The sequence below is a fragment of the Bradyrhizobium sp. Pha-3 genome (genome assembly GCF_042258615.1).
Taxonomy (GTDB): Bacteria; Pseudomonadota; Alphaproteobacteria; order Rhizobiales; family Xanthobacteraceae; genus Bradyrhizobium.
Genome location: NZ_CP170152.1, coordinates 1,197,659 through 1,222,222, shown reverse-complemented (window position 1 = coordinate 1,222,222; position 24,564 = coordinate 1,197,659). Strand labels below are relative to the sequence as shown.

The following is a 24,564-nucleotide window of genomic DNA, read 5'->3' as shown; positions in this document are numbered from 1 at the left end:
ATTGCTGGCAGATGCGGCCTTCGCGAACGGATGACCCCGGCAATGCCCCCTTCCCGCTCCGAGATGGAGATCGAACTGAGCAAGCTGTCCTCGCCCAGGATCTTCCTGGTGCGGATGCTGGTGTTCCTGGTGCTCTGCGGCCTGGTCGGGGTCGTGCTGTACAAGCAGATCGTCACCGCCTTCTTCGCCAATCCCGGGCTGAACGCCCTGATCGGCGCCGTGCTGCTGATCGGCATCATCCTGGCATTCCGCCAGGTGATCCGGCTGTATCCCGAGGTCGCCTGGGTCAACAATTTCCGCATTGCCGATCCCGGCCTTGCGATCGAGCGCCGCCCGACCCTGCTTGCCCCGATGGCCGCGATCCTCGGCGGCGAGCGCACCGGGCGGATGTCGATCTCGCAGCAGACCATGCGGCATCTGCTCGATTCGATCGCAACCCGCCTGGATGAAGCCCGCGACATCTCGCGCTACATGACCGGCCTGCTGGTGTTCCTCGGCCTGCTCGGCACCTTCTGGGGCCTGATCGAGACGGTCGGCTCGGTCGGCAAGGTGATCGACGGGCTCAAGGTCGGCGGCGATGCCGGCGCGCTGTTCGACACGCTGAAGGAGGGCCTCGCCGCGCCGCTCGGCGGCATGGGCATTTCGTTCTCGTCCTCGCTGTTCGGCCTCGCCGGCTCGCTGATCCTCGGCTTCCTCGACCTGCAATCGAGCCAGGCCCAGAACCGATTCTACACTGACCTTGAGGATTGGCTCGCCACCACTGTGCGCGGCATCTCCGGCGACGGTGTCGGCGCCGGCGGTGCCGATCTGCAAGGCGCGATCGACCGGCTGCGTGCCACCTTCGAGGAAGGCGGTGCCGGCGGCGGCGGCCGCAGCACGACGGCGGCGATGGCCAATCTTGCCGAGGCGATCCAGGGGCTGGTTGCGCATATGCGCACCGAGCAGCAGATGATCCGCGAATGGGCCGACGGCCAGGGCGAGCAGAACCGCGAGATCAAGCGGCTGCTCGAACGCCTCGCGCGCCAGCCCGAGAAGAGCTAGGAACGCGCGCCCCGGACGCTGCGCAGCACGAAGTGATGCGCTGCAGAGCCGGGGCCCAGGGAGATTGATGGGTCCCGGCTCTGCGCCGCAGCGTTGCACGCTGCACCGCGTCCGGGACACGAGAGTTGAGGAGAATGCTTGATGGCCCTCGGCCGCTCGCGCCGCAGCGAATCCGGCTTCAACTACTGGCCCGGCTTTGTCGACGCGCTGTCGACGCTGGTGCTGTCGATCGTGTTCCTGCTGTCGGTGTTCCTGGTCGTGCAGTTCTTCCTGTCGCAGGAGGTCACAGGCAAGGACAAGGCGCTGGAGCAGCTCAACGCCAAGATCGCCCAGCTCAACGACCTGTTGTCATTGGAGAAGCTCTCCAAGCTGACGCTCGACGACCAGGTGTTGCAGCTTCGCGCCGGCCTCGCTTCCGCCGAAGGCGAGCGCGACCGCATGAAGGGGCTCTATGAGGGGCTGGCCAATTCCGGCAACGACGCACAGGGCCGCGCCAACGAGCTCAACAAGGCGCTGGAGTCCGAGAAGAGCGTGTCGTCGCGCGCGCTGGCGCAGATCGAGGTGCTGAACCAGCAGATCAGCGCGCTGCGCCGCCAGCTCGCCGCGCTCGAGGAGGCGCTCGACGCCTCCGAGAAGCGCGACAAGGAATCGCAGAGCCGGATCGCCGATCTCGGCTCGCGCCTCAACGTCGCGCTGGCGCAGCGGGTGCAGGAATTGTCGAAATACCGCTCGGAATTCTTCGGCCGGCTGCGCGCGATCCTCGGTAACCGTCCCGATATCCGCATCGTCGGCGACCGCTTCGTGTTCCAGTCCGAAGTGTTCTTCGATACCGGCCAGGCGACGCTGCTGCCGGAAGGCAAGACCGAGCTCGACACGGTGGCGAGCGCGCTGATCGATCTCGACAAGCAGATCCCGGCCGAGATCGCCTGGGTGCTGCGCGTCGACGGCCATACCGACGTGCGGCCGATCAACAGCCCGCTGTTCAAGTCGAACTGGGAATTGTCCTCCGCGCGCGCGATCTCGGTGGTGCAGTATCTGGTCTCGCTCGGCGTACCGGCGCAGCGCCTGGTCGCCGCCGGCTTCGCCGAATTCCAGCCGCTCGACACCGCGCAGACCGAAGACGCCTACAAGCGCAACCGCCGCATCGAGCTGAAGCTGACGGAACGCTAGGTGGCACACGCATTCGCCCGTCGCTTCCGTCGCGACGACAGCGAGTGTGTTGCGCGGCCTACATCCACATCGTCGTCCCTGCGAAAGCAGGGACCCATATGTGGACGGCCCCCGTGGCACAAGAGCTTTCTGAGTAGATCGGATCGCTGCATCCATATGTCCGGCCTGTTGATGCGACGCGCAAAGGTCGCTGGCCAAGATGGGTTGCGCGACGCGAGCTCCAAACAACCCCGCGACCTGTTGGCGGCCAATGGGTCCCACGGACTGTCTCGCATCGTTGATCGACCGATTGCTCCATCTGCTCTTGCAGCTTCCGGGTCGGCTGGTGGGCGAACCCGCCGGCCGGCCAATCTGTTAGGCGGCGGCCGCCATGGCATTGAGCCGCGCGGCATCGTAACTCTCGCCCGTCGCCATCAGCTTCCAGGCGATGCGGGCAACCTTGTTGGCGAGCGCCACGGCGGCCAGCTTCGGCGGCTTGCGCTTGAGCAGCGCCAGCAGCCAGCGCGACGGATGGCCTCGGCCCCGCCGAACCTGCTGGATGACCGCCGTCGCCCCAACCACGAACAAGCGGCGCAGGTCTTCGTCACCGGCCCGCGTGATCTTGCCGAGCCTGGTCTTGCCGCCGGTGGAATGATCCTTCGGTGTGAGGCCGAGCCAGGCCGCAAAATGCCGGCCGGAGCGGAACGCATGCGGATCGGGCGTCTTCATCACCAGCCGTGTTGCGGTGATCGGGCCGACGGATGGGATCTGCGCCAGACGCCGGCTCAGCGCATCGGCGCGGTGCCAGGCCATCAGCCTAACCTCGAGTTGCTTGAGTTCGGCTTGCAGAGCAGCGTATTGGCGTCCCTGCACCGCAAACACCTCGCGCGCCATGGTGGGCAAGCTCTCGTCCTGCGCGATCCGCGCCAGCAGCGGCTCGATCTTGTCGAGCCCCTTGGGCGCGATCAGGCCGAGCTCCGCCGCATAGCCGCGGATCGCGTTGCTCAGCTGGGTGCGCCGGGCGATCAATCCATCGCGCAGCCCCGCCAGCATCAGCGCGGCCTGTTGCTCGGCCGTCTTGACCGGCACAAAGCGCATGTTCGGCCGGTCCATCGCTTCACACAGCCCTTCTGCATCGCGCCCGTCATTCTTGTTCCGCATCACGTAAGGCTTCACCAATTGCGGGGCCATCAGCCTCACCGCGTGACCGAGCTTGCCAAGCTCCCGCGCCCAATACTGCGAAGCTCCGCAGGCCTCCATCCCGATCACGGTCGGCGGCAATTTGGCGAAGAACTCCAGCACTTGCTTGCGCGACAGCTTCTTGCGCAGCACCACCTGCTCCGCCGCATCAACCCCATGCAGCACAAAAATATGCTTCGACGTATCCATTCCAATGCGGATAATCTCTCCCACGGACGGCTCCTTTGTCTGAGATTTGCAACAACCTCATTCTGGCACACTGATGCCGTAGGGGGCCGTCCACACCATCAACCACAGGGTTGTGTTGTTGCAGAGGGCTGTGGCCCCAGCGTCGCGCGACAACGAGCATTCGGGGTAATGGGTCCTGGCTTTCGCCAGGACGACAGCGAGTTTGTGGCTCGACTTCCTCAGCGGCCGACCATCCCGAGCAATTGCTCCGGATAGCGCGCGCCCTGCACCTCGACGGCGGCGACGGCCTTGCCGATGTCGGCGAGATCAGCGGAGCTCAATTCGATCCGCGCGGCGCCGATGTTTTCCTCGAGCCGATTGAGCTTCGTGGTGCCCGGGATCGGCACGATCCACGGCTTTTGCGCGAGCAGCCAGGCCAGTGCGATCTGGGCCGGCGTTGCGCCCTTGCCGGCGGCGATCCGGCCGAGCTGATCGACCAGCGCCTGATTGGCGCGGCGGGCTTCCGGCGTGAAGCGCGGCACGAGGTTGCGGAAGTCGTCGCTGGCGAACGTGGTGGACGCATTGATCGCGCCGGTGAGAAAGCCGCGGCCGAGCGGGCTGTACGGCACGAAGCCGATGCCGAGCTCTTGCAGCACCGGCAGGATCTCCGCTTCCGGCCCGCGTTCCCACAGCGAATATTCGCTCTGCAATGACGTGACCTTCTGCACTGCGTGCGCCCGGCGGATGGTCTGCACGCCGGCCTCCGACAGGCCGAAATGCCGGACCTTGCCGGCGGCGATCAGGTCCTTCACGGCGCCGGCGACATCCTCGATCGGCACGTTGGGATCGACACGATGCTGGTAGAACAGATCGATCGCATCGATGTTCAGCCGCTTCAGCGAAGCGTCCGCGACCGCCTTGATGTGCTCGGGCCGGCTGTTCAACGACCGGTGCCGCTCGGCCATGGTGCCGATATCGAAGCCGAACTTGGTGGCGATCACGACGTCGTTGCGGACCGGCGCCAACGCCTCGCCGACCAGTTCCTCGTTGACGAAGGGACCGTAGACCTCCGCGGTATCGAAGAAGGTGACGCCGCGCTCGACGGCGCCGCGCAGCAGCGCGATCCCTGCGGCCTTCTCGACCGCTGGACCATAGGCGAAGCTGAGGCCCATGCAGCCCAGGCCGATCGCCGATACCTCCAGATTGCTGTTACCGAGTTTACGTTTCTGCATGATGTCTCTCCGCATCGAAGACTGGAACCTGCCGCTGCGGGATTTAGGGCGTGCACGGGCGTCCCGTTAGACGTAAAAATCGGGATGGACTTATGAGCTGGATTCATCAATGCCGCGGCATGACGTCAATGACCTGATCGCCTTCCTCGCGGTGGCGCGCGAGCGCAGCTTCACCCGCGCGGCGGCGCGGCTCGGTGTGTCGCAATCGGCGCTCAGCCACACCATGCGCGCGCTGGAGGAACGGCTGGGCGTGCGGCTCCTGACCCGCACCACCCGCAGCGTCGCACCGACCGAGGCCGGCGAGCGGCTGCTGCAGGGCATCGGGCCGCGCTTCGAGGAGATCGAGGCCGAACTCACAGCGCTCAACGCACTGCGCGAGAAACCGGCCGGCACCATCCGCATCAACGCCGGCGAGCACGCCGCCGAGACCATCCTGTGGCCGGCGCTGGAAAAGTTCCTGCCGCGCTATCCCGATATCAAGGTGGAGCTGACCGTCGACAACGGGCTCGCAGACATCGTCGCGGAACGTTTTGACGCCGGCGTTCGCCTCGGCGAGCAGCTGGCGAAAGACATGATCGCGGTGCGGATCGCACCGGATTTCCGCATGGTCGTGGTCGGCGCGCCGTCCTACTTCAAACGGCGCGATCGTCCGAAGCGGCCGCAGGACCTGACCCAGCACGCCTGCATCAACATCCGCCTGCCGACCCATGGCGGCATCTATGCCTGGGAATTCGAGAAGCGCGGACGCGCGATCAGGGTCCGCGTCGACGGACAGCTGGTGTTCAACAGCACCGCACTGCGGATCAAGGCGGCGCTGGCCGGGCTGGGGCTTGCCTATGTGGCCGAGGATCAGGTGCAGGCACAATTGGCCAAGGGCCAGCTGGTCCAGGTGCTCGACGACTGGTGCGCGCCGTTTCCCGGCTATCATCTCTATTACCCGAGCCGGCGGCAATCCTCGCCGGCCTTCGCGCTGCTGGTCGACGCACTGCGCTATCGGGGCTGATCGCGAATGGCAGCGCGCAGTGATGCCGAAACCGCTTGCTTGAGGCGATCCCGGTGCGGCTCACCTTCGTCGAGGCATACGGATATTTGCTTCACAATTGTGCGATGGTACCTTGGGAACGTGACCGGCACCACTCACGTTATTGGACATATAATCTCGCGGGCTTGGCGGAAGTCTCGTCTCCGCCGGGGCTACGCGTCCCGCTCCAGCCTCACCGCGCCACCTCGGACCAGCACATGCTCAAGACCACATTCGCCATCATCGTCGCCGCCGGCCTGACGCTTGCGCCGGCACAGCTTCTCGCACAAAGCACGGGAGGCTCCTCACCGCCACCCAGGCCCGGCGACCGCGCCGCGCCTGCTAACGGCGTGGGCGGCACTGCGCTTCCGGCCCAGAGCGGCCAGCGCTTTGCTCCGTCCTCCGGCGGCAATTTCAGCGCGGCGCCGGCCGCTCCCGGCGGTTCGGTGAGCACGACCGGCAATGCCAACAACGCGCAAGGACGCTGAGGCGCGACGCTAGATCGCGCGGACCGGCTCCGCGGCCGGTTCGTCCGGCTCGGCGTCGGCGGTCACGAATTTGAGCCCGTAGGTCTTGCCGCGACGCCAGACCACCTCGCAAGGGTAGCGCTTGGCGTGATCGGCGAGCAGCGTCAGCGCAAGGCGGTCGTTCACACCGAACTCGATCTCGGTGGTGATCTTGGCGCCGCCGGGCGAGATGTCGACCACGGCGCAGGCATTCTCGGTCACGCCGTCGTCGACCGTGATCCACGCCGCACGATTGTTGAGCTGGCGCCGCGGCTCGCGACTGACCTTGATCCGTGCTCCATGGCTCGCCATCGTCATCACCCTTGAAGACATTTGCCGTTGAATATCTTGGGTCCTTGAAAAAACATTGGAGGCCGCGCAGGTCGATCGACGCGCCCGGCACACAATCGCACGGGCCACAATGCCGTCAGCCCGTAAAGTCCGGCTTAGCGCGATCGCTTGAACTTTACCGGAATCTTGACCCGGCTTTTATCGAACGAGGATTCCGCAATTCCATCAGCGGGATACCGGTCCCCTCGGCAGCCGTCGGCTTGACACGGGGACCGCATAGTTGGTGAAGTGGCAGCCGTGGCCCTGGCCACATCCCTGCAACAAGAGCGCTCCAAGCCGCCTCCTTCCGACGGAAACGCCCCATGCTGATCCCCCTCGCCGACGTGCCGCGCTGGTATGCCGAACGCAAGCCCGCAGACGCGATCGCCGTCAGTCACGGCGCGGATGCGCTGACCTGGCGTGAGCTCGAGCAGCGCGCCAATGCGCGGGCGCGCGCCTTTGCCGCCAAGGGCGTCAAGCCCGGCGACTTCGTCGCGATCGGGCTGCCCAACAGCAACGCATTCTTCGAGACCTCCTTTGCGGTGTGGAAATGCGGCGCGACACCGACCTCGCTGTCATGGCGGCTGCCGCGCGGCGAGGCCGCCGCGGTGCTCGAGATCCTGAAACCGTCGCTGGTGGTCGGCGGCGAAGCCGACTGGAACGCGCCGAATTCGCTGCCGGTGGATTTCGTGCCGGAGGGATTTTCCGAAGAGCCGCTCGATGCACCGGTCGCACGCTACTGGAAGGCGATGACGAGCGGCGGCTCGACCGGGCGGCCGAAGGTGATCCTCGATCACAACCCCGCCGTGTTCGAAACCACGTCGCCGCTGCTGCTCGGCATGCCACATGAGGCGTCGGTGCTCAACCCGGGCCCGCTCTACCACAACGCACCGTTCATCCTGTCGCACTCCGCGCTGTTCGGCGGCGGACAACTGACCGGCATGGTGAAGTTCGACGCCGAGGAGACGCTTCGGCTGATCGAGCGCGAGCGCGTGCAATGGGTCAACTTCGTGCCGACCATGATGCACCGGATCTGGGCGCTGCCCGACGAGGTGCGCAACCGTTACGACGTCTCCAGCCTGCAGATCGTGTTTCACATGGCCGCTCCGATGCCGCCCTGGCTGAAGGAGAAGTGGATCGAATGGCTCGGGCCGGAGCGGGTCTGGGAGCTCTATGGCGGCACCGAGCGGCAGGGCGCCTGCGTGATCTCTGGCGTCGAATGGATGGCGCACAAGGGCTCGGTCGGCAGGATCGGCGAGACCGCGCGCTTACGCATCATCGGCGAGGACGGCAACGACGTCGCGCCCGGCGAGACCGGCGAGATCTACTTCCTGCCCAATGACGGCGCCGGCTCCACCTATCACTATCTCGGCGCCACGCCGAAGCGGCGCACCGACGGTTGGGAATCGCTCGGCGATATCGGCCGGCTCGACGAGGAAGGCTATCTCTATCTTGGCGACCGGCTCGCCGACATGGTGCTGCGCGGCGGCGCCAACATCTATCCGGCCGAGGTCGAGGCCGCGGTGAGCGAACATCCCGAGGTGCGCTCCTGCGTCGTGGTAGGTCTGCCCGATCCGGAATTCGGCCAGCGCGTGCATGCGATCCTCGAGCTCGCTGACAGCGCCGATGCGCAGAAGATCGCCGACGGCATGGGCGACTTCCTGAAGGACCGGCTCAGCCGCTACAAGCATCCGGAAAGTTTCGAGCGCGTCGACACGGCGCCGCGTGATGATTCCGGAAAGGTTCGCCGCACCATGCTGCGCGACGAGCGCGCCGCATGGATCAAGCAGAACCGCGCCTTCCGCATCATGCCGGCGCGCGCGGCGGCAAAAAGCGAGTAGGTTCATTTCATCTTGCGAGGGGCAGGTCTGCACGCCAGATGAGCTGTGCAGGCCGCCGCGCAGGGTATATCATTCCATCTTCCCTGCCTGCAGAACCTCGGACTACCTTGAGGTTCCAGCGCCCTGCACGCCAGGAGATACTCAATGCCCTCCACGACCGAATGGAAAGTCCCGGCGGCCTTTCAGCCGCGCTCCGAAGATTACCGCTATGACCTCGATCGTGCACTGATGAGCGTGGTCGGGCTGCATTCGATCATTCCGCCTGACGCCTTCAGCGCCGAGACGCTCGGCACCGAGCGCACCGGCAACGGCGTCTTGATCGACAACGGGCTGGTGCTGACGATCGGCTATCTGATCACCGAAGCCGCCACGGTGTGGCTGCATCTCGGCGACGGCCGCGCGGTCGAGGGCCACGCGCTCGGCTTCGATTTCGAATCCGGCTTCGGCCTGGTGCAGGCGCTCGGACGGCTCGACATCGATCCGCTGCCGATCGGCTCCTCGGCGGCGACGCAGGTCGGCGACAGTGTCGTGCTCGGCGGCGCCGGCGGCCGCACGCGCTCGGTCGCAAGCCAGATCGCCGCGAAGCAGGAGTTCGCGGGCTATTGGGAGTATCTGCTCGACGAAGCCATCTTCACCTATCCGTCGCATCCGAACTGGGGCGGCGCCGGACTGATCAACAATGCCGGCGAGCTGATCGGTATCGGCTCGCTGCAGCTGGAGCGCGACCGCTCGGGCCGCGCCGAGCATGTCAACATGATCGTGCCGATCGACCTGCTCAAGCCGGTGCTGAGCGACCTGCGCAAGTTCGGCCGGGTCGACAGGCCGGCGCGGCCGTGGCTCGGCATGTACACGACCGAGATCGACAACCGCCTCGTGGTGGTCGGCGTCGCCAGCAAGGGACCCGCGGCGCGCGCCGAACTGAAGACCGGCGACGTGATCCTCGCGGTCGACGGCGACAAGGTGACGAGCCAGACCGGATTCTACCGAAAACTCTGGTCGCTCGGCGCGGCCGGCGTCGACGTACCGCTGACCATCTACCATGAGGGCGTCACCTTCGACGTCACGCTGACCTCGATCGACCGCATGAAGCTGCTGAAGGCGCCGCGGCTGCATTAAGAGAAAGAAAAGAGGCAGCAACGATGAGCGAGGCCGTGGTTGACGACATCGTGGCCGTGCTGCCGCCGCTGTTGCAGACGCTGGAATCGCTGTCCTTTGTCGCGCGCAACCTCAATCCGCCGGACTTCGATCGCGTGATGCAGATCGCGGGCGAGCCCGAGGAGGCATTGCAGGCGGTGCGGCCGCGGCTTGCCGATTGGCCGGAGAAATTCGCGCACATCAAGACTGCGCTGGAAGCCGCGATCGAACCGGCATTGGCCGGCTATGCGGGGCTGCGCGCGGTGCAGAATGGCGAGGGCGATCTGGTCAGCGTGTTCCGCGCGCTGCGCTATCTGCCGCGCGCACAGGAGGCGCTCTATCCGCTGACCGAGCTGCCGCCGGTCAGCGGCTTCTTCATCGCGCCTGACTTGCGCGAGGACGCCGCGCTGCAGGCGAAGCTCGCGGCGACGCCCAGCGCCGACACCGGCATTTTCCATGAACGCAACGAGCCGGGCAGCCGCGGCGGCTTCTCGATGTACGTGCCGGAATATTATACGCCCGATCGCACCTGGCCGCTGGTGATGGCGCTGCATGGCGGCAGCGGCAATGGCCGCGGTTTCCTGTGGAGCTGGCTGCGCGATGCGCGCAGCCGCGGCGCCATCCTGGTGGCGCCGACCGCAACCGGCCAGACCTGGGCGCTGTTGGGCGACGACACCGACACGCCGAACCTCAACCGCGTCATCGACCAGGTGTGCGCGCGCTGGCGCATCGACGAAACCCGCATGCTGCTGACCGGGATGAGCGACGGCGGCACGTTCAGCTATGTGACCGGGCTCGACGGCACCTCGCGCTTCACGCATCTTGCGCCGGTCGCGGCCACCTTCCATCCGCTGATGGCCGAGATGGCCGATGCCGAGCGGCTGCGCGGCTTGCCCATCTTCATCACCCATGGCCGGCTCGACTGGATGTTCCCGGTGCAGACCGCGCGGCAGACGCAAGGCTTGCTGTCAGCCGCGGGGGCGAAGGTGGTCTATCGCGAGATCGACGACCTCAGCCACACCTATCCGCGCGAGATCAATGCGGAGATCATGCAGTGGCTGAATGATGAGCGAGCCGACGGCGCGTGATGCGCCGCCGGCTTGTAGCTACGTTGCGTAGCTCCGTTCCCGTCACCCTGAGGAGCGCGAAGCGCGTCTCGAAGGGTCGACGGCCCGGCTGAGGCCACGCGACTGCATCGGGGCCATGCATCCTTCGAGACGCGCTTCGCGCTCCTCAGGATGACGGTGATGGCGGGCGCTATCCTGGATTCAGCGCGGACAACGTTACCGGTTGTCTCGCGGCTTGAGCAGATCGGAGAACCCGACCCGGTGCAGCATCTCGTTGCGGACGCGGTCGATCACGCCAAAGGCGACCTCGGCACCGTCCTGGGTCGGATCGATGTGAACGCGGAACGGCCGCTTGCCGAACGGCATGTCGACGACCTCAACGATTGCATTGGCAACCGACGACGCGTCGGCATCCTCGGGCACGATCGCCGAAAATGCCTTCATGATCTCGTCGCCGAAACCGGCATAGGGACCGGCTTCATACTCGGCGGCGCGCGCCTGGTCGGCGGGACGGCCGGAATGCGCGAAGTGGTTGGTGCCGCCGGTGAAGGCGCCGGGCACGATGATCGAGGTCTCGATGCCCCAGCGCGACAGCTCCCGGGCGTAGATCACGGCCATCGCATCCATGCCGGCCTTTGACGCGAAGTACGGCGCGAGATAGGGCGGCGTGCCGCCGGCCGAGCTGCTGCTCGACACCCACGCCACAAGCCCCCTGCCCTGCTTGCGCAGCTGCGGCAGCGCGGCGCGATTGACGCGCTGGGTCGAGAGCACGTTGACGTCGTAGAGCTCGGCGAGCTGCTCGGGCGTGAACGCCTCCGCCGGGCCGAACACCATGTGGCCGGCATTGTGGATGACGACGTCGAGGCGGCCTTCTTCGGCAACGATCTGTGCAATGGCCTTATCGACCGACGCCTGCGAGCCGACGTCGAGTTCGAGCGAGCGCAGATCGACCTTGTTGTCGCGGGCGAACTCCTCGATATCGGCGACCGCGGCGGCGTTGCGGCCGGTGGTGTGGCGCATCGAGGCGTAGACGGTGTGGCCGGCCCTGGCGAGCGCGTTGGCGGTGAGGCGGCCGAAGCCGCTGGAGGCGCCGGTGATGACGATGACCTGTTTCATGACACGTATCCTTGTGATGGCGGGTTGAACGAGAGTTGGGTTGAAGTGTGGGGGCGTCAGACCAGGCCGCCATTGGCACGCAGGGTCTGGCCGTTGATCCAGGAGCCGTCGGGACCGACAAGGAACGATACGGCGTTCGCGATGTCGTCGGGCGTGCCGAGCCGCTCCAGCGGGACCATCTTGGCGAAGCGATCGATCAGCTCGTCCGACTTGCCGTTGAGGAACAGATCGGTCGCGGTCGGGCCGGGCGCGACCGCATTCACGGTGATGCCGCGGCCGCGCAATTCCTTCGACAGGATCGCGGTCAACGACTCGATCGCGGCCTTGGTCGCGACATAGATGCCGTAGGTCTCGAGCTTCGTGCCGACGACGCTGGTCGAGAAGTTGACGATGCGTCCGCCGTTGCGCAGCCGGCGTGCCGCCTCGCGCATGGTGTTGAAGCTGCCCTTCAGGTTGACCGCGACCTGCTGTTCGAAGGCCGCATCGTCGCTGTCGGCAATCCTGCCGAGCTTCATGATGCCGGCATTGTTGACCAGCACGTCGACGCCGCCGAACGCCGCTTCCGCCGCGTCGAACAGGCCGCGCACCGCATTGGCGTCGCTGACATCGGCCTTCGCCGTCAGGGCCCCGCCGCCGGCGGCTTCGATCCGGTCGGCCACCGCCTGGGCCGGCTTGGCGTCGCCGGAGTAGTTGATGACGACGGTGAAGCCATCCTTGGCGAGGCGTTCGGCAACCGCCGCGCCGATCCCGCGCGAGGCACCGGTCACCAGTGCTACCTTGTTGGTTTGGTTGGTCATTTTGAGTCTCCCATCAGGTTGGCGGCCAAGGCCGCGTTCGATGGGAGGACACTAGGCCTTGGCATCAACCGGATAATCAGGCATTTTCTGGCATCACTATTCGCATTTTCCGGATAATAAATGGACCGCTTCGATGCGATGCGCGTGTTCACCCGGGTGGTGGAGCGGCGCAGCTTTTCGCTGGCCGCCGACGATCTCGGCTTGCCGCGCTCGACGGTGACGGACGCGGTAAAGGGGCTGGAGGCGCGGCTCGGCGTGCGGCTGCTCGAACGCACCACGCGCACGGTTCGCCCGACGCTCGACGGCGAGGCGCACTACCGCCGCTGCCTGTCGCTGATCGCAGACCTCGAAGACGCCGAAGGCGCGTTCGGCGGCGCGCGGCCGAAAGGCCTGCTGCGGCTCGAGGTGCAGGGCACCTTGGCGCGGCACTTCCTGCTGCCGAACCTGCCGGGCTTCCTCGCTCAATACCCTGATATCGAGATCAACGTGAGCGAGAGCGATCGCTGGGTCGACCTGATCCGCGAAGGCGTCGACTGCGTGCTGCGCTTCGGCCTATTGCCCGACGGCGACATGATCGCACGGCAGGTCACGATGCTGGAGCGACTGACCTGCGCCACGCCGGATTATTTTGCGCGCTTCGGCATGCCTACCGATCCTTTCGCGCTCGACGGTCATCGCATGATCGGCATCCGCTCGCTGACGACGGGGCGCTTGCGCCCGATGGAATTCGTGATCGACGGCGTGCTCAAGCAGTTTCCGCTGCCAGCGCCGATGTCGGTGACCGGTCCCGAGAGCTATCTCGCGAGCGCGAGGCTCGGCCTCGGCCTCGTGCAGGTGCCGCGCTTCCATGCCGAAGCCGATCTCGCCAATGGCACGCTGATCCCGGTGTTGCAGCAGTGCCCGCCGCCATCGGTGCCGGTTTCGCTGCTCTATCCGCGCAACCGACAGCTTTCGCCGCGGGTGCGCGTGTTCATCGATTATGTGATGCGGGTGTTCGCGCGCAGTTGATCGATCGCCGGATGCCGGTCAGCAAAGCCCGTCCTTCAGACGGAGCTCAGGCAACTCGCCCACGCGATCTCGCGCGTTCGACAGGATAGTCCGGTCAGCCGCAGTCACTGAGTTCAGATCTCCGTCGCCAAAGAATCCGATTGCCCGCAACACCTGCGCGGGCTCGCCGTGAAACATCGTCTTGAAAGCGCTCAAGGCTGTCGGCAACGAAGCGCCCGCGGACAACATTGCAGCAATATCCCGATAATCCTTGGCCTCGGCGCGGTCGAGCGTCGCCTTGAGCTTGGTCGCCATCAGATCGTTGAGCGACGCGACGAGCAGCACGCCATCGGAGGTCTGAAGCGGGTCGTTGATACGGCCGAGCTTGAGGCCACCAAAGAACGAAACCTTGACCGGGCCCGATGGCATCTCGGCCAGCACGACCAACGTGTCCGGTGCGTCTTGCAGGATCGCAGCGCCGGCAACGAACGCGAATTCGGCGCGAAGTCGCCCCTTGTCCAGGTGCTCGGAACAGAAGAAGTCGAAATCGAGCGATTCACGATGACCAAGCTGGAGCGCGACGGCCGTTCCCCCGTACAGAACGAACTTCATTCGTTGCGCTGAAATAAGGCTCGGCCACATCTCGCGTTGCGCCGCCGGAAGGATATCAAGTCGCGGCTCAAACTGCGGCATGGAATCCCCTGCGGGGGGCGCTGTCCGGAACTGCCAAGCCCGTGGCAAATGTCAGCCGCCCCCGCCAGAATTCCCACGAACGATCATTGATCCAGCCCGGCTCGGCGCTGCGCATGATCTCGACCAGACAGGCTTGGCCGACTGCATCCTCGAGCAAAAGAATGTCGTCATACGTTCCGAGATTCATCGTTTGGGCGATGACACGCTCCTCGGAAAACGGCTGTCCATCCACCGGACCCCACCACAAATATTTGCGGCGAAATTGCTCCAACAGATCGCTCGGTAAGCCTGTTGCCGTCATGGCCCATCATAGCTGATTCAAGCGGCGTTTTCCACGCAGAACGGCCCTTCGTGGAGGTTGATGATCCGCCGCGTCGGCATCCGGAACCACAGCGAACCCTGCGACGTTATCCCGCCGACACCGGAGGGGATTGAGCGATGCGGACGTTTTTCGGCATGATTTTAGGCGCGCTGCTGCTGGTTTGCGGCGTCTATGTCTATGATTCGATGCGGACGTCCAGCGTCGCCAATGGCGAGGTGGCGCAGGATACGCGCACGATCGTGAATTGGGATGTCGCAGCCCATGACTGGAACGTGCTGAAGACGCGTGTCCACGAGGAATGGACCAGGGTCGCCGCGAAGTAACTGCCCGCGTCACGGCGCGATCGCGGATGTCGCGATCGCCGCACCGAACCCCGCGCTCAGCGCGGCCCACTCCCTGGCCGTGACGGCCATTGTCACGAGCGCGACCATCGTCCCGACGAGACCTGCCGGCCCGCCGGACAGGCAACCGCCGACAATGAATGCGATGAACAGATTGCCGGGCGCGAGCCGGAGAAACCGGGCGGCGATGCCGTCCTCGCGCATCGACGCGGCGAGGACGTATCCACCGGCGCGCATGGCATAGCATGTCAGCCCGAGGATGAAGATCACGCCGAGAACGTCCAAGTCCTTCATCAAGTCTTTCATCGATCCCTGCATCAAGTCACGCATCGGTCCGCTCCATCATGCTGACGAGCGTGCCGCATCCGCCCCCGATCAGCATGGACCAGCTGGGATCCACGAAGCGGCTGACGAGGAGTGCGACGATCGCCGAGATCAGCCACGGCCACGGAGATGTCGCGTTCTTCCACTGGCTGGGAAGCAAGGTCGCAATGAACATCGTCGGCAGCAGCGCGGCGGCGAGCTTCAGCGGTCCGTTGGTTGCGAGCGGGGCGGCATAGGCAAGCGCGGTGCCGCCGACCCAGCCGATCGCCATGGGGATGCTCGATCCGAGCAGATAGCCGGCGTCGGGTCCGTTACGGTCGGCATCCGAACTCGTCATCAGCCACGACGCATCCGCGAGCAGAAACAGGCTGAGCAGGATCTTCCGGGGGGCTAGTCCGCCAAACAGCTGGCGCAGATGGGCGCCCATCAGTAAGTATCGCGAATTGGTGGCGATGCAGGCAACGACCATGGCGGCAACCGGCAACGGGCTCGCCCACATGCTCAGCGTGATCGCCTGGGCCGTGGCGGAATAGACGAGCAGGCTGAACAAAATTGCTTGCGGCGCCCCCAGCCCAAGCCCCTTGTAGGTCAGTCCCATCACGAGGCCAGCGGCGCCATTGCTGATCAGGAACGGCAAGGCCGCGACCAGGCCCCGCCGGAATCCGGCGGCCGTCATCGTTGGGAGGCGTCGAGACGGCTGAGCACTTGTAATGGTCATGACCGTTAGATTAAACTTGGTGAGAGGCCGTGATGTCAAGGGATCCCGCGCGGGCAGCGACACAGTTCTTCGGTGGACGGGTCTGCCTCGACTTCGCCAACACGCTCGACTGGCGGACCTCGAACGATCCGCAGGAGCTGATCCCGGATTACGCTGCACTATTGTCCTGGAGCGAACGCCGCGGGACGTTGCCGCTCGCCGCGATCAGGAAGCTGAAAGCGCATTCGGCGAGCAGTCTTGCCGTGGCCGCGATGCAGAAGGCGCATGCTTTGCGTCGCGAGATCTGGACGATTTCCGACGCGCTGCGCGGTGGCCGCAGCGTGGACCTCCGTCTCGTCAATCAGATGCTATCGGCGGCTCCGCGGCAACCCGACCTCGTGCGGCAGGATCGCGGCTATCGCCATGCGCTGGCGGGGATCGACGTGACGGAGCCATTGTGGCCCGTGCTGTGGTCGCTGACGGCCCTGCTGGCGTCCGATGACGCGAGCCGCATCGGATGCTGCGAGGCTGACGGCTGCGGCTGGTTCTTCGTCGACGAGAGCCCGAACCGGACCCGCAGATGGTGCTCGAGCGAAGTGTGCGGCAATCGCGAGCGCGCGCGGCGCGCCTATGCAAAGCGGAAAGGCTCTACGTAGATGCGACCGCGTTCATCGCGAGGCAAGCACGTCGCGAGCTAATTCTGCTCGGTCTTGCGGCCCATGTTGGCCTTGCGCGCGTCGGCGATGACCTGCTCGAACTGATCGATGCTGAGCACGCCCGGCACGCGATACTTGCCGACGATGAATGACGGCGTGCCGTTGAAGCCGAATGCCTGCGCCTGTTCGTTGTTGCGCGCCAAAACCGCGTCGATCGCCTTGGCGTTGGCGTCGAGATCCTTCTTCAGGCGATCCATGTCGAGGCCGGCGCCCGAGAGCAGTTCGGCAATCCGCGGCTCGGTGATGCGCGAATTGACCGAGATCATCGCCTCATGCGCGGCTTCGAACTTGTCCTGGTACTTCGCCGCCAGCGCCATCCGCGCCGCGACCTTCGACACCGGCCCGAGGATCGGCCAATCCTTCAGGATCAGACGAACCTTGCCGTCGTCCTGCACCACCTGGCGGAGTTCCGGCGCGAGCTTGCGGCAATACGGACAGTTGTAGTCGAACCATTCGACGATCGTGATATCGCCCTTGGGGTTGCCGATCACCGGAATATCCGGGTCGCGCAGCACCTGTCCCTCGGTCAGGACATTGTCGTCCTCGGCGCGCGTACCTCCGGCGGCAAGGAGCGCAATGCCGGCACCGATGAGGCCGAGTGCGCCGCGGCGGGTGGCGCCGGCGTTGTCGAGGGGTGATTTCGTCAGATGGTTCATAGCTCGCTTCCGGAAGGGCTCCTGGCCCTTCTACGTTCAGGACACATTGATGTTACGCAGCAGCATATAGATCGCCACCGCGATAATCACAGTCGCAAACACGATATTGAGCGCGCCGCGGCGTTCCGACAGGTGCCGGGCGCTCCGTGTGCCCAGCAGGCCGCCGACGATGCCGCCGGCGACGAATAGCCCCGCCAGGCCCCACGACACCAGCCCGGACCACGCATAGCTCAAGGCCGTGGTCATGCCGAAGGCGGTGACGGCCACCAGCGACGAGCTGACCGCGTTCATGATCGGCATCCCGGTCGCCAGCATCAGGGCCGGCACGATCAGGAAGCCGCCGCCGATGCCGAAGAAGCCGGACATGGTTCCCGTCACAAGCCCGAGACCTATGATCGCCGGCGTGTTGGACATCGATATCTTGACGTCGGTCAGCCCGACCCGCGCGCGGGTCTTCAGCATCAACCCCGCGATGACAAGCATCACGATCGAGAACAGGGCCAGCAGCTTCTGCCCGTCCAGCATCTTGCCGAGGATCGAGCCGCCGAAAGCGCCGAACATGCCTGACAATGCGAACAGCAGCGCGCAGGACCAGATCACGGTGCCGCCGCGGGCGTGGTTGGAGAGATTGATCGCGGCGTTGGCGGCAACCGCGATCGCCGAGGTGCCGATCGCGACATGCGGCTGGGCCACCCCGACCACATAGACCATCAGCGGCACGGCAAGGATCGACCCGCCGCCGCCGACCAGGCCCAGCGAAAAGCCGACCAGCATGCCCGATGCCAGCCCAAGCACGCTCTGAGTTGCGGAGAAGACCAAGGGGAACAGACTCGCGTTTACGACTGCAACCCTAGAAGGATTTGCTGCCTAACGCCATACCAATAGCACAAAACTGCCCTGCAACCGGGGTCAGCGCAGCAGATATGTCACGGCCAGCGGCACCAGCAGCGAGGTGACCAGCGCGTTCAGGCTCATCGCGATCCCGGCAAAGACCCCGGCAACCTCGTCGACCTGGAAGGCGCGCGCGGTGCCGATGCCATGGGCGGCGATGCCGGCGGCAAAGCCGCGGCCACGAAAGTCGGTGATGCCGGTGAAGTTCATCAAGGGCGTGACGATGATCGCCCCCATGATGCCGGTAAGGATCACGGAGACCGCCGTCAGCGAGGGATCGGCATGCAGGGATTCGCTGATGCCCATGGCAACGCCGGCCGTCACCGATTTCGGCGCCAGCGACAGGATGATGTCGCGCGGCAGGCCGAAGGCCCGCGCCAGCAGCACCACAGAGACGATCGCGGTGAGCGAGCCGACCGCGAGCGCAACCAGCATCGGCAGGACCGCGGCCGCAACCCGCTTGCGGTTCTCGTAGAGCGGCACCGCGAGTGCCACCGTCGCCGGCCCAAGCAGGAAGTGCACGAACTGCGCGCCGGCAAAATAGGTGGTGTAGGAGGTCCCGGTCAGCAGCAGGAACGCACCGATGATCCACAGCGAATGCAGCACGGGATTGGCGAGCGGGTGGCGCCTTGTCTTCAGCGACACCGCATCGGTCGCGGCATAGGTCAATAGCGTCACCGTCAGCCAGAGCAGCGGCGACTGCGAGAGATAGACCCAGAGCGAGAACGGATTGTCGCTCACGGGTTATCCTCCTCGCGCGACAGGAAACTGCTCGCCGCGACGAAGGTCGCGACCGTCGCCAGCAGCGTGACGATGACCGAAACCGCGAGGATCACCAGGATCGCGACGCCATGCTCGGCGAGCAGATCGAGCTTCTGCACCACGCCGACCCCGGCCGGAATGAACAGCAGCGAGAGATTGGCGAGCATGCCGCGGCTTGCGCTCTCGACGCCGTCATCGCCGAGCGGCCCGCGCGCGAGCACCGGAAACCGGTCGCGCGCCAATAGCAGCAACAGCAGCAGCACCAGTCCAACCACCGGCCCCGGCACCGGCACGGCCAGCGCCCGCACGGCAACCTCGCCGACCAGCTGGCAGAGCAGGATCAGACTGAGGCTGGCGATCATGACAAGGCGCTCACGCGAAGCATCCGCGTATCAGGTCGGTGCAACAGAGGCTTGTCAATGCGCGGGACTCAAGCGTGTGCGCAAATGCTGGGCACGCCGTTCCCAAGCAGCCCGGTCTCTGAGTCCCGTCATCCTGAGGAGCGCGAAGCGCGTCTCGAAGGATCGACGGCCACCAGCCGGGCCGTGCATGCTTCGAGACGCCGCTGCGCGGCTCCTCAGCATGACGGGGATAGTTTAGCGCGGTTACCCCGGACTCAAGCGTGTGCGCAAATGCTGGGCACGCCGACTTCACAGGCCCGTCGCAACTCTCAGTCCCGTCATCCTGAGGAGCGCGAAGCGCGTCTCGAAGGATCGACGGCCACCAGCCGGGCCGTGCATGCTTCGAGACGCCGCTGCGCGGCTCCTCAGCATGACGGGGATAGTTTAGCTCGGTTACCCCGGACTCAAGCGCGTGCGCAAATGCTGGGCACGCCGACTTCACAGGCCCGTCGCAACTCTCAGTCCCGTCATCCTGAGGAGCGCGAAGCGCGTCTCGAAGGATCGACGGCCACCGGCCGGGCCGTGCATGCTTCGAGACGCCGCTGCGCGGCTCCTCAGCATGACGGGGATAGTTTAGCGCGGTTACCCTTCCCGCCGCTGCAGCGCCATCAGCGTCCCGCTCATGGTCGCGACCAGCGTCTCGATGCCGTCCTGCACGGCGTAAGCGCGGCCGTCGCAGACCGTCAGCGTCCGGCCTGGCTTGACCACGACGCCGCGGAACACGAACCCCTCGCCGCGGGCCGGCGCCAGCAGATTGGTCTTGAACTCCACCGTGAGGATGTCGGAGCCTTCGGGCATCAGCGTGAAGGCGGCGATCCCGCAGGCATTGTCGAGCCCCGCGGTGATGATTCCGGCATGCACGAATCCGTTCTGCTGGCAGAACTCCGGCGCATAGGGCATCGCAAGATCGACCTCGCCCGGCTCCATGCGCGCGATCGAGATACCAAGCGTCTGCATTGCGCGCTGGCGCGCGAATGTGGCGGTGGCAACCGCGCGGAAGTCGGGATTCTTCGGTTCGAAACGGGGCATGGCGGTCAGGCAGTCACCGGTTCTGACGGCACGAGGTGCGGCATCGCGGCGTAGCGGATCGCCGGCGCGAACGGCGCCGATTTGCGCGCGGCGCGGTCGATGTGCACGGCCGCGATCTCGCAGGTCGCGGCGATGTCGCCGGTCTCCGCGTTACGCATCTCATGCAGGATACGGACCGACCTGTCGCCGAACTCGACCAGCCGGCTCTTGACCTCGACGAGGTCGCCGGCGAGCAGTTCGCGCTGGTAGGAGATGTTCTGCTGCACGGCGGCCATGCCGCGGCCGGACTCGCGCAGATAGCTCGGCGTCAGCCCGAGCCGCGCGAACATGTTCCAGCTCGCCTCGTCGAACTTGCCGACGTACCACATGACGTTCATGTGGCCGATGTGGTCGCAATGCCAGGGATAGACCGTGCCGCGATAGGTCGCCTCGCCCTCCATCGTCCCGCTCCTCCGTTTTTTGATACGGTAGCGTATCAAGGACCAAGCAGGCTAGCAATACGGTACCGTATCAAAGCATGATCCGGAAAAGTGCGAAGCGGTTTTCCCTCGCGACAAACGCGAAGCGTTTGCGCGGAGATCACGCTCAAACAAGAGATTAGTGCGCGATGACTCTGATCGCGCACTAAGATCCGCGGAGATTACATGACTGAAAGCAAGGGCGATGTCTGGGTCGCGGCCGGCTTTGCCGAACTCGCGCATAGCGGCGTCGACGGCGTTCGGGTCGAGGTGCTGGCGAAGAATCTCGGCGTCACCAAGGGCGGGTTCTACCGCCGCTTCAGGGATCGCGCCGCGCTGCTCGAGGCCATGCTGACGCGCTGGCGCGACGGCCGCATCGCCGCGATCGAGAAGCAGACCGCGCTCGACGGCGCCAGCGCGCGCGAGCGGCTGAAGGCGATCATCACGCTTTATTCGGAGCGCATGAACACCGAGGCGATGGCGGTGGAGCTCGCGATCCGGCAATGGGCGCGCACCGACGAGGCCGCGGCCACCGCCGCCGCGAGCGTCGATGCCGCGCGGCTGAAGAATGTCGGCCAGCTCTATCGCGCCACCGGGCTCTCAGCCGAGGAGGCCGATGCGCAGGCCTTCCTGTTCTATTGCTTCATCTTCGGCCAGAGCCTCTTGTTTCTCGAACGCGGCCCACGCAAGCGCGCGCAACTGCTGGCGCATTCGGCGGACAAGCTGCTTACGGAAGGCCAATAGCGCTCGCGGCAAAGAAAAGCGGCCGGCTTGCGCCGGCCGCCCGTCAAACTCGATTCAGCTGGCTCAGGCGCCCTTCAGGCGCTTGTTGCATTCGCTGTAATAGCCGCCGCCCTTCTGGATCCACTTCAGGCCGCCATTGCCGCCAGTGGTCTTGTTGGCATTGTATTGGTCGAGGCAGCTGTGCATGCGCTGTTTGCCTTCGGTCTCCTTGGCGTATTTGGGATCGACCGCTTTCGGAAACACGGCGGGTCCTGCCGGTGCGGCGGGTGCTGCGGCGGGAGCAGCTTCCCGCTTGGCTTCCTTCGGCGCCGCCGGAGCAGGCGCGGCGGCAGCGGGCGGCGGAGCGGCGGGCGCCGCAGCCGGGGTCGCGTCGGCGCCACACTGGGCCTTGCGGAAATCATTCCACTTCTGGCCGTTGAGGGTGCCGGCCGTCTTGGCCGCCTGGTACTTGGCGCTGCATTCCTGCGCGGTCAGGGCGTGCGCCGGCGCACTCGCCGCAAAGGCTGCAAAGCCCGACACTGCAATCACACACAACAATCTCGTCTGAATGGTCATCCCTGGTCTCCCGTCATCCCTGGTTTCCCTTGGGGGTCTCCCTTGGGGTTTCCCGTGGGGGGCATTGGCGTAAGACCATTATCCTAGCGCAACCCCGACTTGCGACAACGTGCGGACGCCCTTGCCCGTTAAAATATTGTGGCGGCTGGACGACCGCATATTCATCCACGGTTCATCATGGCCGCGCAACGTTTCGGCTCCTTCCCTCACGAGGTGCCCCATGATGACGATTTCCAAGCTCGCGACCGCAACCGCCCTTGCCTCCCTGCTGCTGGTGGGCGGAGCTTTCGCGCAAACCGCCGCGCCCGCCGCCAAGGACGCCGCTCCGAAGGCCGACAGCAAGATGGCCAAGGAAGCCAAGCCGCGCACCGCCGAGTCGCTGGAATGCTCGAAGCAGGCCGACGCCAAGGGCCTGCACGGCAAGGAGCGCAAGAAATTCCGCTCCGAGTGCAAGAAGGCGGGCGGCGCTGCCGCAGCGCCGGCCGCGAAGTAACGCGTAGACGTATTTTGACGTCCTTCACCCTCCCCGCCGGGGAGGGTGAAAATCTGTGCGCCGGGCAAGCCGCGGCGCAATGCTGCAATCGCGAGATGCAATTGTCCCGTGGTTGCGAATTTGCCATAAGGCGGCGTGACCCTGATCCGCGCTTCGATGGCGACCGCCATTCCCGACCGCAGCAAAGTTCTGAATGGGCTCGAGACACTCGTCATCGGCGCCGCCGGCGGCTTGCTGTTTTTATGGGCGGGATTGCCGGGCGGGCTGATCTCGGGTGCGATGTGCGCGGTCGGGATCGCAGCATTGGCCGGACGGCCGCTCGCGGTGCCGCCGGTGCTGACGCAATCGGTGCTGCTGCTGCTCGGCATCTCGCTGGGCTCGCTGATGTCGCAGCAATTGCTGCAGCACATGAGCTCTTACCCGCTCACCATCGCCCTGCTGGCGCTGGCGACGTTCTGCTCGACCTTCGGCTCGAGCGTCTATCTGCAGCGCATGCATGGCTGGGACCAGACCTCGGCCTTCCTCGCCGGCAGCCCCGGCGCGCTCTCGCAGATTACGATCCTCGCCGCGGAGAAGGGCGCCGACGTCGCGGCGATCGCCGTGGTGCAGACCATGCGCGTCATCATCCTGACCGCGGCCCTGCCGCTGGTGCTGGCGCTGACCGGGGTGACGCACGCGGCGCCGCCGCCACTGCCGACGACGGTCGCCTCGCCGTTCGGACTCCTCGCCCTGGTCGCCGGGTCGATCGGCGTCTCGCTGCTGCTGCGCTGGATCAAATTCCCCGCCAGCTGGATGTTCGGCGCGATGCTCGCCTCCAGCCTGCTGCATGGCTCGGGCCTGGTCGATGGCGGCCTGCCGCCCTGGCTCCGCAACATCGCCCTGGTCGGCATCGGCGCGCTGATCGGCACCCGGTTTGCGCGGATGAAGACCTCGACCCTGCTTAGCCACGTCAATGCCGGGCTCGGCTCGTTCGCGATCGCGATCGCAATCTCCGCCGTGTTCGTCGCGGTGATCGCCTTCACCACCCATGTGCGGCTCGCCGACGTCGTGGTCGCCTTCGCACCCGGCGCGATGGACGCGATGCTGGCGCTGGCGCTGACGCTGCACATCGACCCGATCTTCGTCGGTGCACATCATCTGTCGCGCTTCCTGTTCGTCACCATTTCGACGCCGGGCATCATCCATCTGTTCGGACGGCCGCAGGACGACGTCGACGATTAGGCCAAGGCTCACCTGTTAATTCCGTCATCCCCGCGCAAAGGCTTCGCCTTTGTCGCTGGAGGTGCGAGCGGAGCGAGCCTCGAAGGATGAACGGCCCGGCTGGTGGCCGTGCATGCTTCGAGACGGCCGCAAGTGCGGCCTCCTCAGCATGACGGATTGAGAGGCGGACGGGCTTTAACCGTGGAAGCGTGGTGGGTTTCGCGGTGCCTGTCATCGGGCCGCGCTTTGCGCGGACCCGTTGGCTCTACCTACCCTGCCTCGGCCGTCGACTGGTCCGGCTGATCGCGGAACGATCGCGCCAACGCTGTCAGTTCGCCGGGATCGAACCACAGCTCCTCGTCCCGGTCGATTTGCAGTTTCGCGACGGCTGCGGCGTGCCACAACGGCCCGGTGATCCGGACATAGACCGAATCGGGCTGTGCTTCGTTCCATTCCTCGAGCCGCTCGCTGGCGACTGCGCGCCACAACGCGGTCAGCCGGCGGCTCGCACCATGTATCTCGGAGATGGTGTATCTCGGGCGCTGCTCGCTCATCAGCGTGGCGACGAGATTGCGTCGGCTCTTGAGGCGCAACAATGTCTCATTTGCCAACAGCAACAACTCGACGGGGACGCGGTGCACGATGATCAGCATGGGCTCGTCTGTCGCGCATGATCGGAGGTGACGGCGGGAT

30 protein-coding genes are annotated in these 24,564 nt (G+C 65.6%); 13 read left to right on the top strand and 17 right to left on the bottom strand.

The window, feature by feature from the left end:
• Positions 1–42 precede the first annotated feature (42 nt).
• Both ACE10Z_RS05720 and ACE10Z_RS05715 read left to right on the top strand, forming a co-directional pair.
• The gene (locus tag ACE10Z_RS05720; RefSeq protein ID WP_342724577.1) at positions 43–1,041 is read left to right on the top strand and encodes a flagellar motor protein MotA; all 999 of its coding nucleotides are present in this window, start codon (positions 43–45) and stop codon (positions 1,039–1,041) included.
• 141 nt (positions 1,042–1,182) lie between these two features.
• Positions 1,183–2,211 (top strand): peptidoglycan -binding protein, encoded by a 1,029-nt coding sequence (locus tag ACE10Z_RS05715; RefSeq protein ID WP_375787069.1) that lies wholly within the window; start codon positions 1,183–1,185, stop codon positions 2,209–2,211.
• Between the two features lie 354 nt (positions 2,212–2,565).
• Here ACE10Z_RS05715 and ACE10Z_RS05710 read toward each other — a convergent pair whose 3' ends face one another.
• A complete protein-coding gene (locus ACE10Z_RS05710; protein WP_375787068.1) occupies positions 2,566–3,603 on the bottom strand; it encodes an IS110 family transposase in 1,038 nt (345 codons plus the stop codon).
• 194 nt (positions 3,604–3,797) lie between these two features.
• Positions 3,798–4,790, bottom strand: a complete 993-nt coding sequence (locus tag ACE10Z_RS05705; RefSeq protein ID WP_375787067.1) for an aldo/keto reductase — start codon at positions 4,788–4,790, stop codon at positions 3,798–3,800.
• Positions 4,791–4,899: 109 nt separating this feature from the next.
• On the opposite strand from ACE10Z_RS05705, the gene ACE10Z_RS05700 reads away from it, so the two are divergent.
• Both ACE10Z_RS05700 and ACE10Z_RS05695 read left to right on the top strand, forming a co-directional pair.
• Positions 4,900–5,793 (top strand): LysR family transcriptional regulator, encoded by an 894-nt coding sequence (locus ACE10Z_RS05700; protein ID WP_375787066.1) that lies wholly within the window; start codon positions 4,900–4,902, stop codon positions 5,791–5,793.
• Positions 5,794–6,029: 236 nt separating this feature from the next.
• Positions 6,030–6,299, top strand: a complete 270-nt coding sequence (locus tag ACE10Z_RS05695) for a hypothetical protein (protein ID WP_375787065.1) — start codon at positions 6,030–6,032, stop codon at positions 6,297–6,299.
• 9 nt (positions 6,300–6,308) lie between these two features.
• On the opposite strand, the gene ACE10Z_RS05690 is transcribed toward ACE10Z_RS05695, so the two are convergent.
• Positions 6,309–6,629, bottom strand: a complete 321-nt coding sequence (locus ACE10Z_RS05690) for a PilZ domain-containing protein (RefSeq protein ID WP_375787064.1) — start codon at positions 6,627–6,629, stop codon at positions 6,309–6,311.
• A 341-nt stretch (positions 6,630–6,970) separates the two neighbouring features.
• Here ACE10Z_RS05690 and ACE10Z_RS05685 point away from each other — a divergent pair, with 341 nt between their 5' ends.
• The 3 genes from ACE10Z_RS05685 to ACE10Z_RS05675 all read left to right on the top strand — a co-directional run bounded on the left by ACE10Z_RS05685 (position 6,971) and on the right by ACE10Z_RS05675 (position 10,710).
• Positions 6,971–8,488: an AMP-binding protein gene (locus ACE10Z_RS05685; protein WP_375787063.1), complete on the top strand. Its 1,518-nt coding sequence runs from the start codon at positions 6,971–6,973 to the stop codon at positions 8,486–8,488.
• Between the two features lie 144 nt (positions 8,489–8,632).
• Positions 8,633–9,604: a S1C family serine protease gene (locus ACE10Z_RS05680; protein ID WP_375787062.1), complete on the top strand. Its 972-nt coding sequence runs from the start codon at positions 8,633–8,635 to the stop codon at positions 9,602–9,604.
• 23 nt (positions 9,605–9,627) lie between these two features.
• Entirely contained in the window at positions 9,628–10,710 is a 1,083-nt protein-coding gene (locus ACE10Z_RS05675; protein WP_375787061.1) for a phospholipase, read from the top strand.
• 195 nt (positions 10,711–10,905) lie between these two features.
• On the opposite strand, the gene ACE10Z_RS05670 is transcribed toward ACE10Z_RS05675, so the two are convergent.
• The gene (locus ACE10Z_RS05670) at positions 10,906–11,805 is read right to left on the bottom strand and encodes an SDR family oxidoreductase (RefSeq protein ID WP_375787060.1); all 900 of its coding nucleotides are present in this window, start codon (positions 11,803–11,805) and stop codon (positions 10,906–10,908) included.
• Positions 11,806–11,861: 56 nt separating this feature from the next.
• Positions 11,862–12,602, bottom strand: coding sequence for an SDR family oxidoreductase (locus ACE10Z_RS05665; RefSeq protein WP_375787059.1), 741 nt, complete (start codon positions 12,600–12,602; stop codon positions 11,862–11,864).
• Between the two features lie 120 nt (positions 12,603–12,722).
• On the opposite strand from ACE10Z_RS05665, the gene ACE10Z_RS05660 reads away from it, so the two are divergent.
• Complete coding sequence (locus tag ACE10Z_RS05660) at positions 12,723–13,610, top strand: LysR family transcriptional regulator (protein WP_375787058.1); 888 nt, start codon at positions 12,723–12,725, stop codon at positions 13,608–13,610.
• A gap of 18 nt (positions 13,611–13,628) precedes the next feature.
• Here ACE10Z_RS05660 and ACE10Z_RS05655 read toward each other — a convergent pair whose 3' ends face one another.
• Entirely contained in the window at positions 13,629–14,282 is a 654-nt protein-coding gene (locus ACE10Z_RS05655; protein ID WP_375787057.1) for a nucleotidyl transferase AbiEii/AbiGii toxin family protein, read from the bottom strand.
• Entirely contained in the window at positions 14,269–14,583 is a 315-nt protein-coding gene (locus ACE10Z_RS05650) for a hypothetical protein (RefSeq protein WP_375787056.1), read from the bottom strand. Before ACE10Z_RS05650 ends, ACE10Z_RS05655 begins: the two co-directional genes overlap by 14 nt.
• A 137-nt stretch (positions 14,584–14,720) precedes the next feature.
• Here ACE10Z_RS05650 and ACE10Z_RS05645 point away from each other — a divergent pair, with 137 nt between their 5' ends.
• Complete coding sequence (locus ACE10Z_RS05645; protein ID WP_298366562.1) at positions 14,721–14,927, top strand: hypothetical protein; 207 nt, start codon at positions 14,721–14,723, stop codon at positions 14,925–14,927.
• Positions 14,928–14,936: 9 nt separating this feature from the next.
• Here the strand turns inward: ACE10Z_RS05645 and ACE10Z_RS05640 are convergent, their stop codons facing one another.
• Positions 14,937–15,239, bottom strand: a complete 303-nt coding sequence (locus ACE10Z_RS05640; protein WP_375787055.1) for an AzlD domain-containing protein — start codon at positions 15,237–15,239, stop codon at positions 14,937–14,939.
• A gap of 28 nt (positions 15,240–15,267) precedes the next feature.
• Entirely contained in the window at positions 15,268–15,945 is a 678-nt protein-coding gene (locus ACE10Z_RS05635; protein ID WP_375787054.1) for an AzlC family ABC transporter permease, read from the bottom strand.
• 74 nt (positions 15,946–16,019) lie between these two features.
• On the opposite strand from ACE10Z_RS05635, the gene ACE10Z_RS05630 reads away from it, so the two are divergent.
• Complete coding sequence (locus ACE10Z_RS05630) at positions 16,020–16,622, top strand: CGNR zinc finger domain-containing protein (protein ID WP_375787053.1); 603 nt, start codon at positions 16,020–16,022, stop codon at positions 16,620–16,622.
• Positions 16,623–16,660: 38 nt separating this feature from the next.
• Here the strand turns inward: ACE10Z_RS05630 and ACE10Z_RS05625 are convergent, their stop codons facing one another.
• From ACE10Z_RS05625 to ACE10Z_RS05600, 6 genes are all read right to left on the bottom strand, one after another.
• Positions 16,661–17,338 (bottom strand): DsbA family protein, encoded by a 678-nt coding sequence (locus ACE10Z_RS05625; RefSeq protein ID WP_375787052.1) that lies wholly within the window; start codon positions 17,336–17,338, stop codon positions 16,661–16,663.
• A 36-nt stretch (positions 17,339–17,374) separates the two neighbouring features.
• Complete coding sequence (locus ACE10Z_RS05620; RefSeq protein WP_375790117.1) at positions 17,375–18,112, bottom strand: sulfite exporter TauE/SafE family protein; 738 nt, start codon at positions 18,110–18,112, stop codon at positions 17,375–17,377.
• A 135-nt stretch (positions 18,113–18,247) separates the two neighbouring features.
• Entirely contained in the window at positions 18,248–18,970 is a 723-nt protein-coding gene (locus tag ACE10Z_RS05615) for an LrgB family protein (protein WP_375787051.1), read from the bottom strand.
• A complete protein-coding gene (locus tag ACE10Z_RS05610; protein WP_375787050.1) occupies positions 18,967–19,353 on the bottom strand; it encodes a CidA/LrgA family protein in 387 nt (128 codons plus the stop codon). The genes ACE10Z_RS05615 and ACE10Z_RS05610 overlap by 4 nt, the downstream gene beginning before the upstream one ends.
• A 621-nt stretch (positions 19,354–19,974) precedes the next feature.
• On the bottom strand, positions 19,975–20,421 hold the full coding sequence (locus tag ACE10Z_RS05605; RefSeq protein ID WP_375787049.1) for a PaaI family thioesterase: 447 nt from the start codon (positions 20,419–20,421) through the stop codon (positions 19,975–19,977).
• A 5-nt stretch (positions 20,422–20,426) separates the two neighbouring features.
• Complete coding sequence (locus tag ACE10Z_RS05600; RefSeq protein WP_375787048.1) at positions 20,427–20,861, bottom strand: acyl-CoA thioesterase; 435 nt, start codon at positions 20,859–20,861, stop codon at positions 20,427–20,429.
• Between the two features lie 204 nt (positions 20,862–21,065).
• On the opposite strand from ACE10Z_RS05600, the gene ACE10Z_RS05595 reads away from it, so the two are divergent.
• Positions 21,066–21,623 (top strand): TetR/AcrR family transcriptional regulator, encoded by a 558-nt coding sequence (locus ACE10Z_RS05595; protein WP_375787047.1) that lies wholly within the window; start codon positions 21,066–21,068, stop codon positions 21,621–21,623.
• A 63-nt stretch (positions 21,624–21,686) separates the two neighbouring features.
• Here the strand turns inward: ACE10Z_RS05595 and ACE10Z_RS05590 are convergent, their stop codons facing one another.
• Positions 21,687–22,178, bottom strand: a complete 492-nt coding sequence (locus ACE10Z_RS05590; protein ID WP_375787046.1) for a hypothetical protein — start codon at positions 22,176–22,178, stop codon at positions 21,687–21,689.
• Positions 22,179–22,398: 220 nt separating this feature from the next.
• On the opposite strand from ACE10Z_RS05590, the gene ACE10Z_RS05585 reads away from it, so the two are divergent.
• Entirely contained in the window at positions 22,399–22,671 is a 273-nt protein-coding gene (locus ACE10Z_RS05585; protein ID WP_375787045.1) for a PsiF family protein, read from the top strand.
• 135 nt (positions 22,672–22,806) lie between these two features.
• The gene (locus ACE10Z_RS05580; RefSeq protein ID WP_375787044.1) at positions 22,807–23,892 is read left to right on the top strand and encodes an AbrB family transcriptional regulator; all 1,086 of its coding nucleotides are present in this window, start codon (positions 22,807–22,809) and stop codon (positions 23,890–23,892) included.
• A gap of 248 nt (positions 23,893–24,140) precedes the next feature.
• Here ACE10Z_RS05580 and ACE10Z_RS05575 read toward each other — a convergent pair whose 3' ends face one another.
• Positions 24,141–24,524, bottom strand: coding sequence for a hypothetical protein (locus ACE10Z_RS05575; protein ID WP_375787043.1), 384 nt, complete (start codon positions 24,522–24,524; stop codon positions 24,141–24,143).
• Positions 24,525–24,564 lie beyond the last annotated feature (40 nt).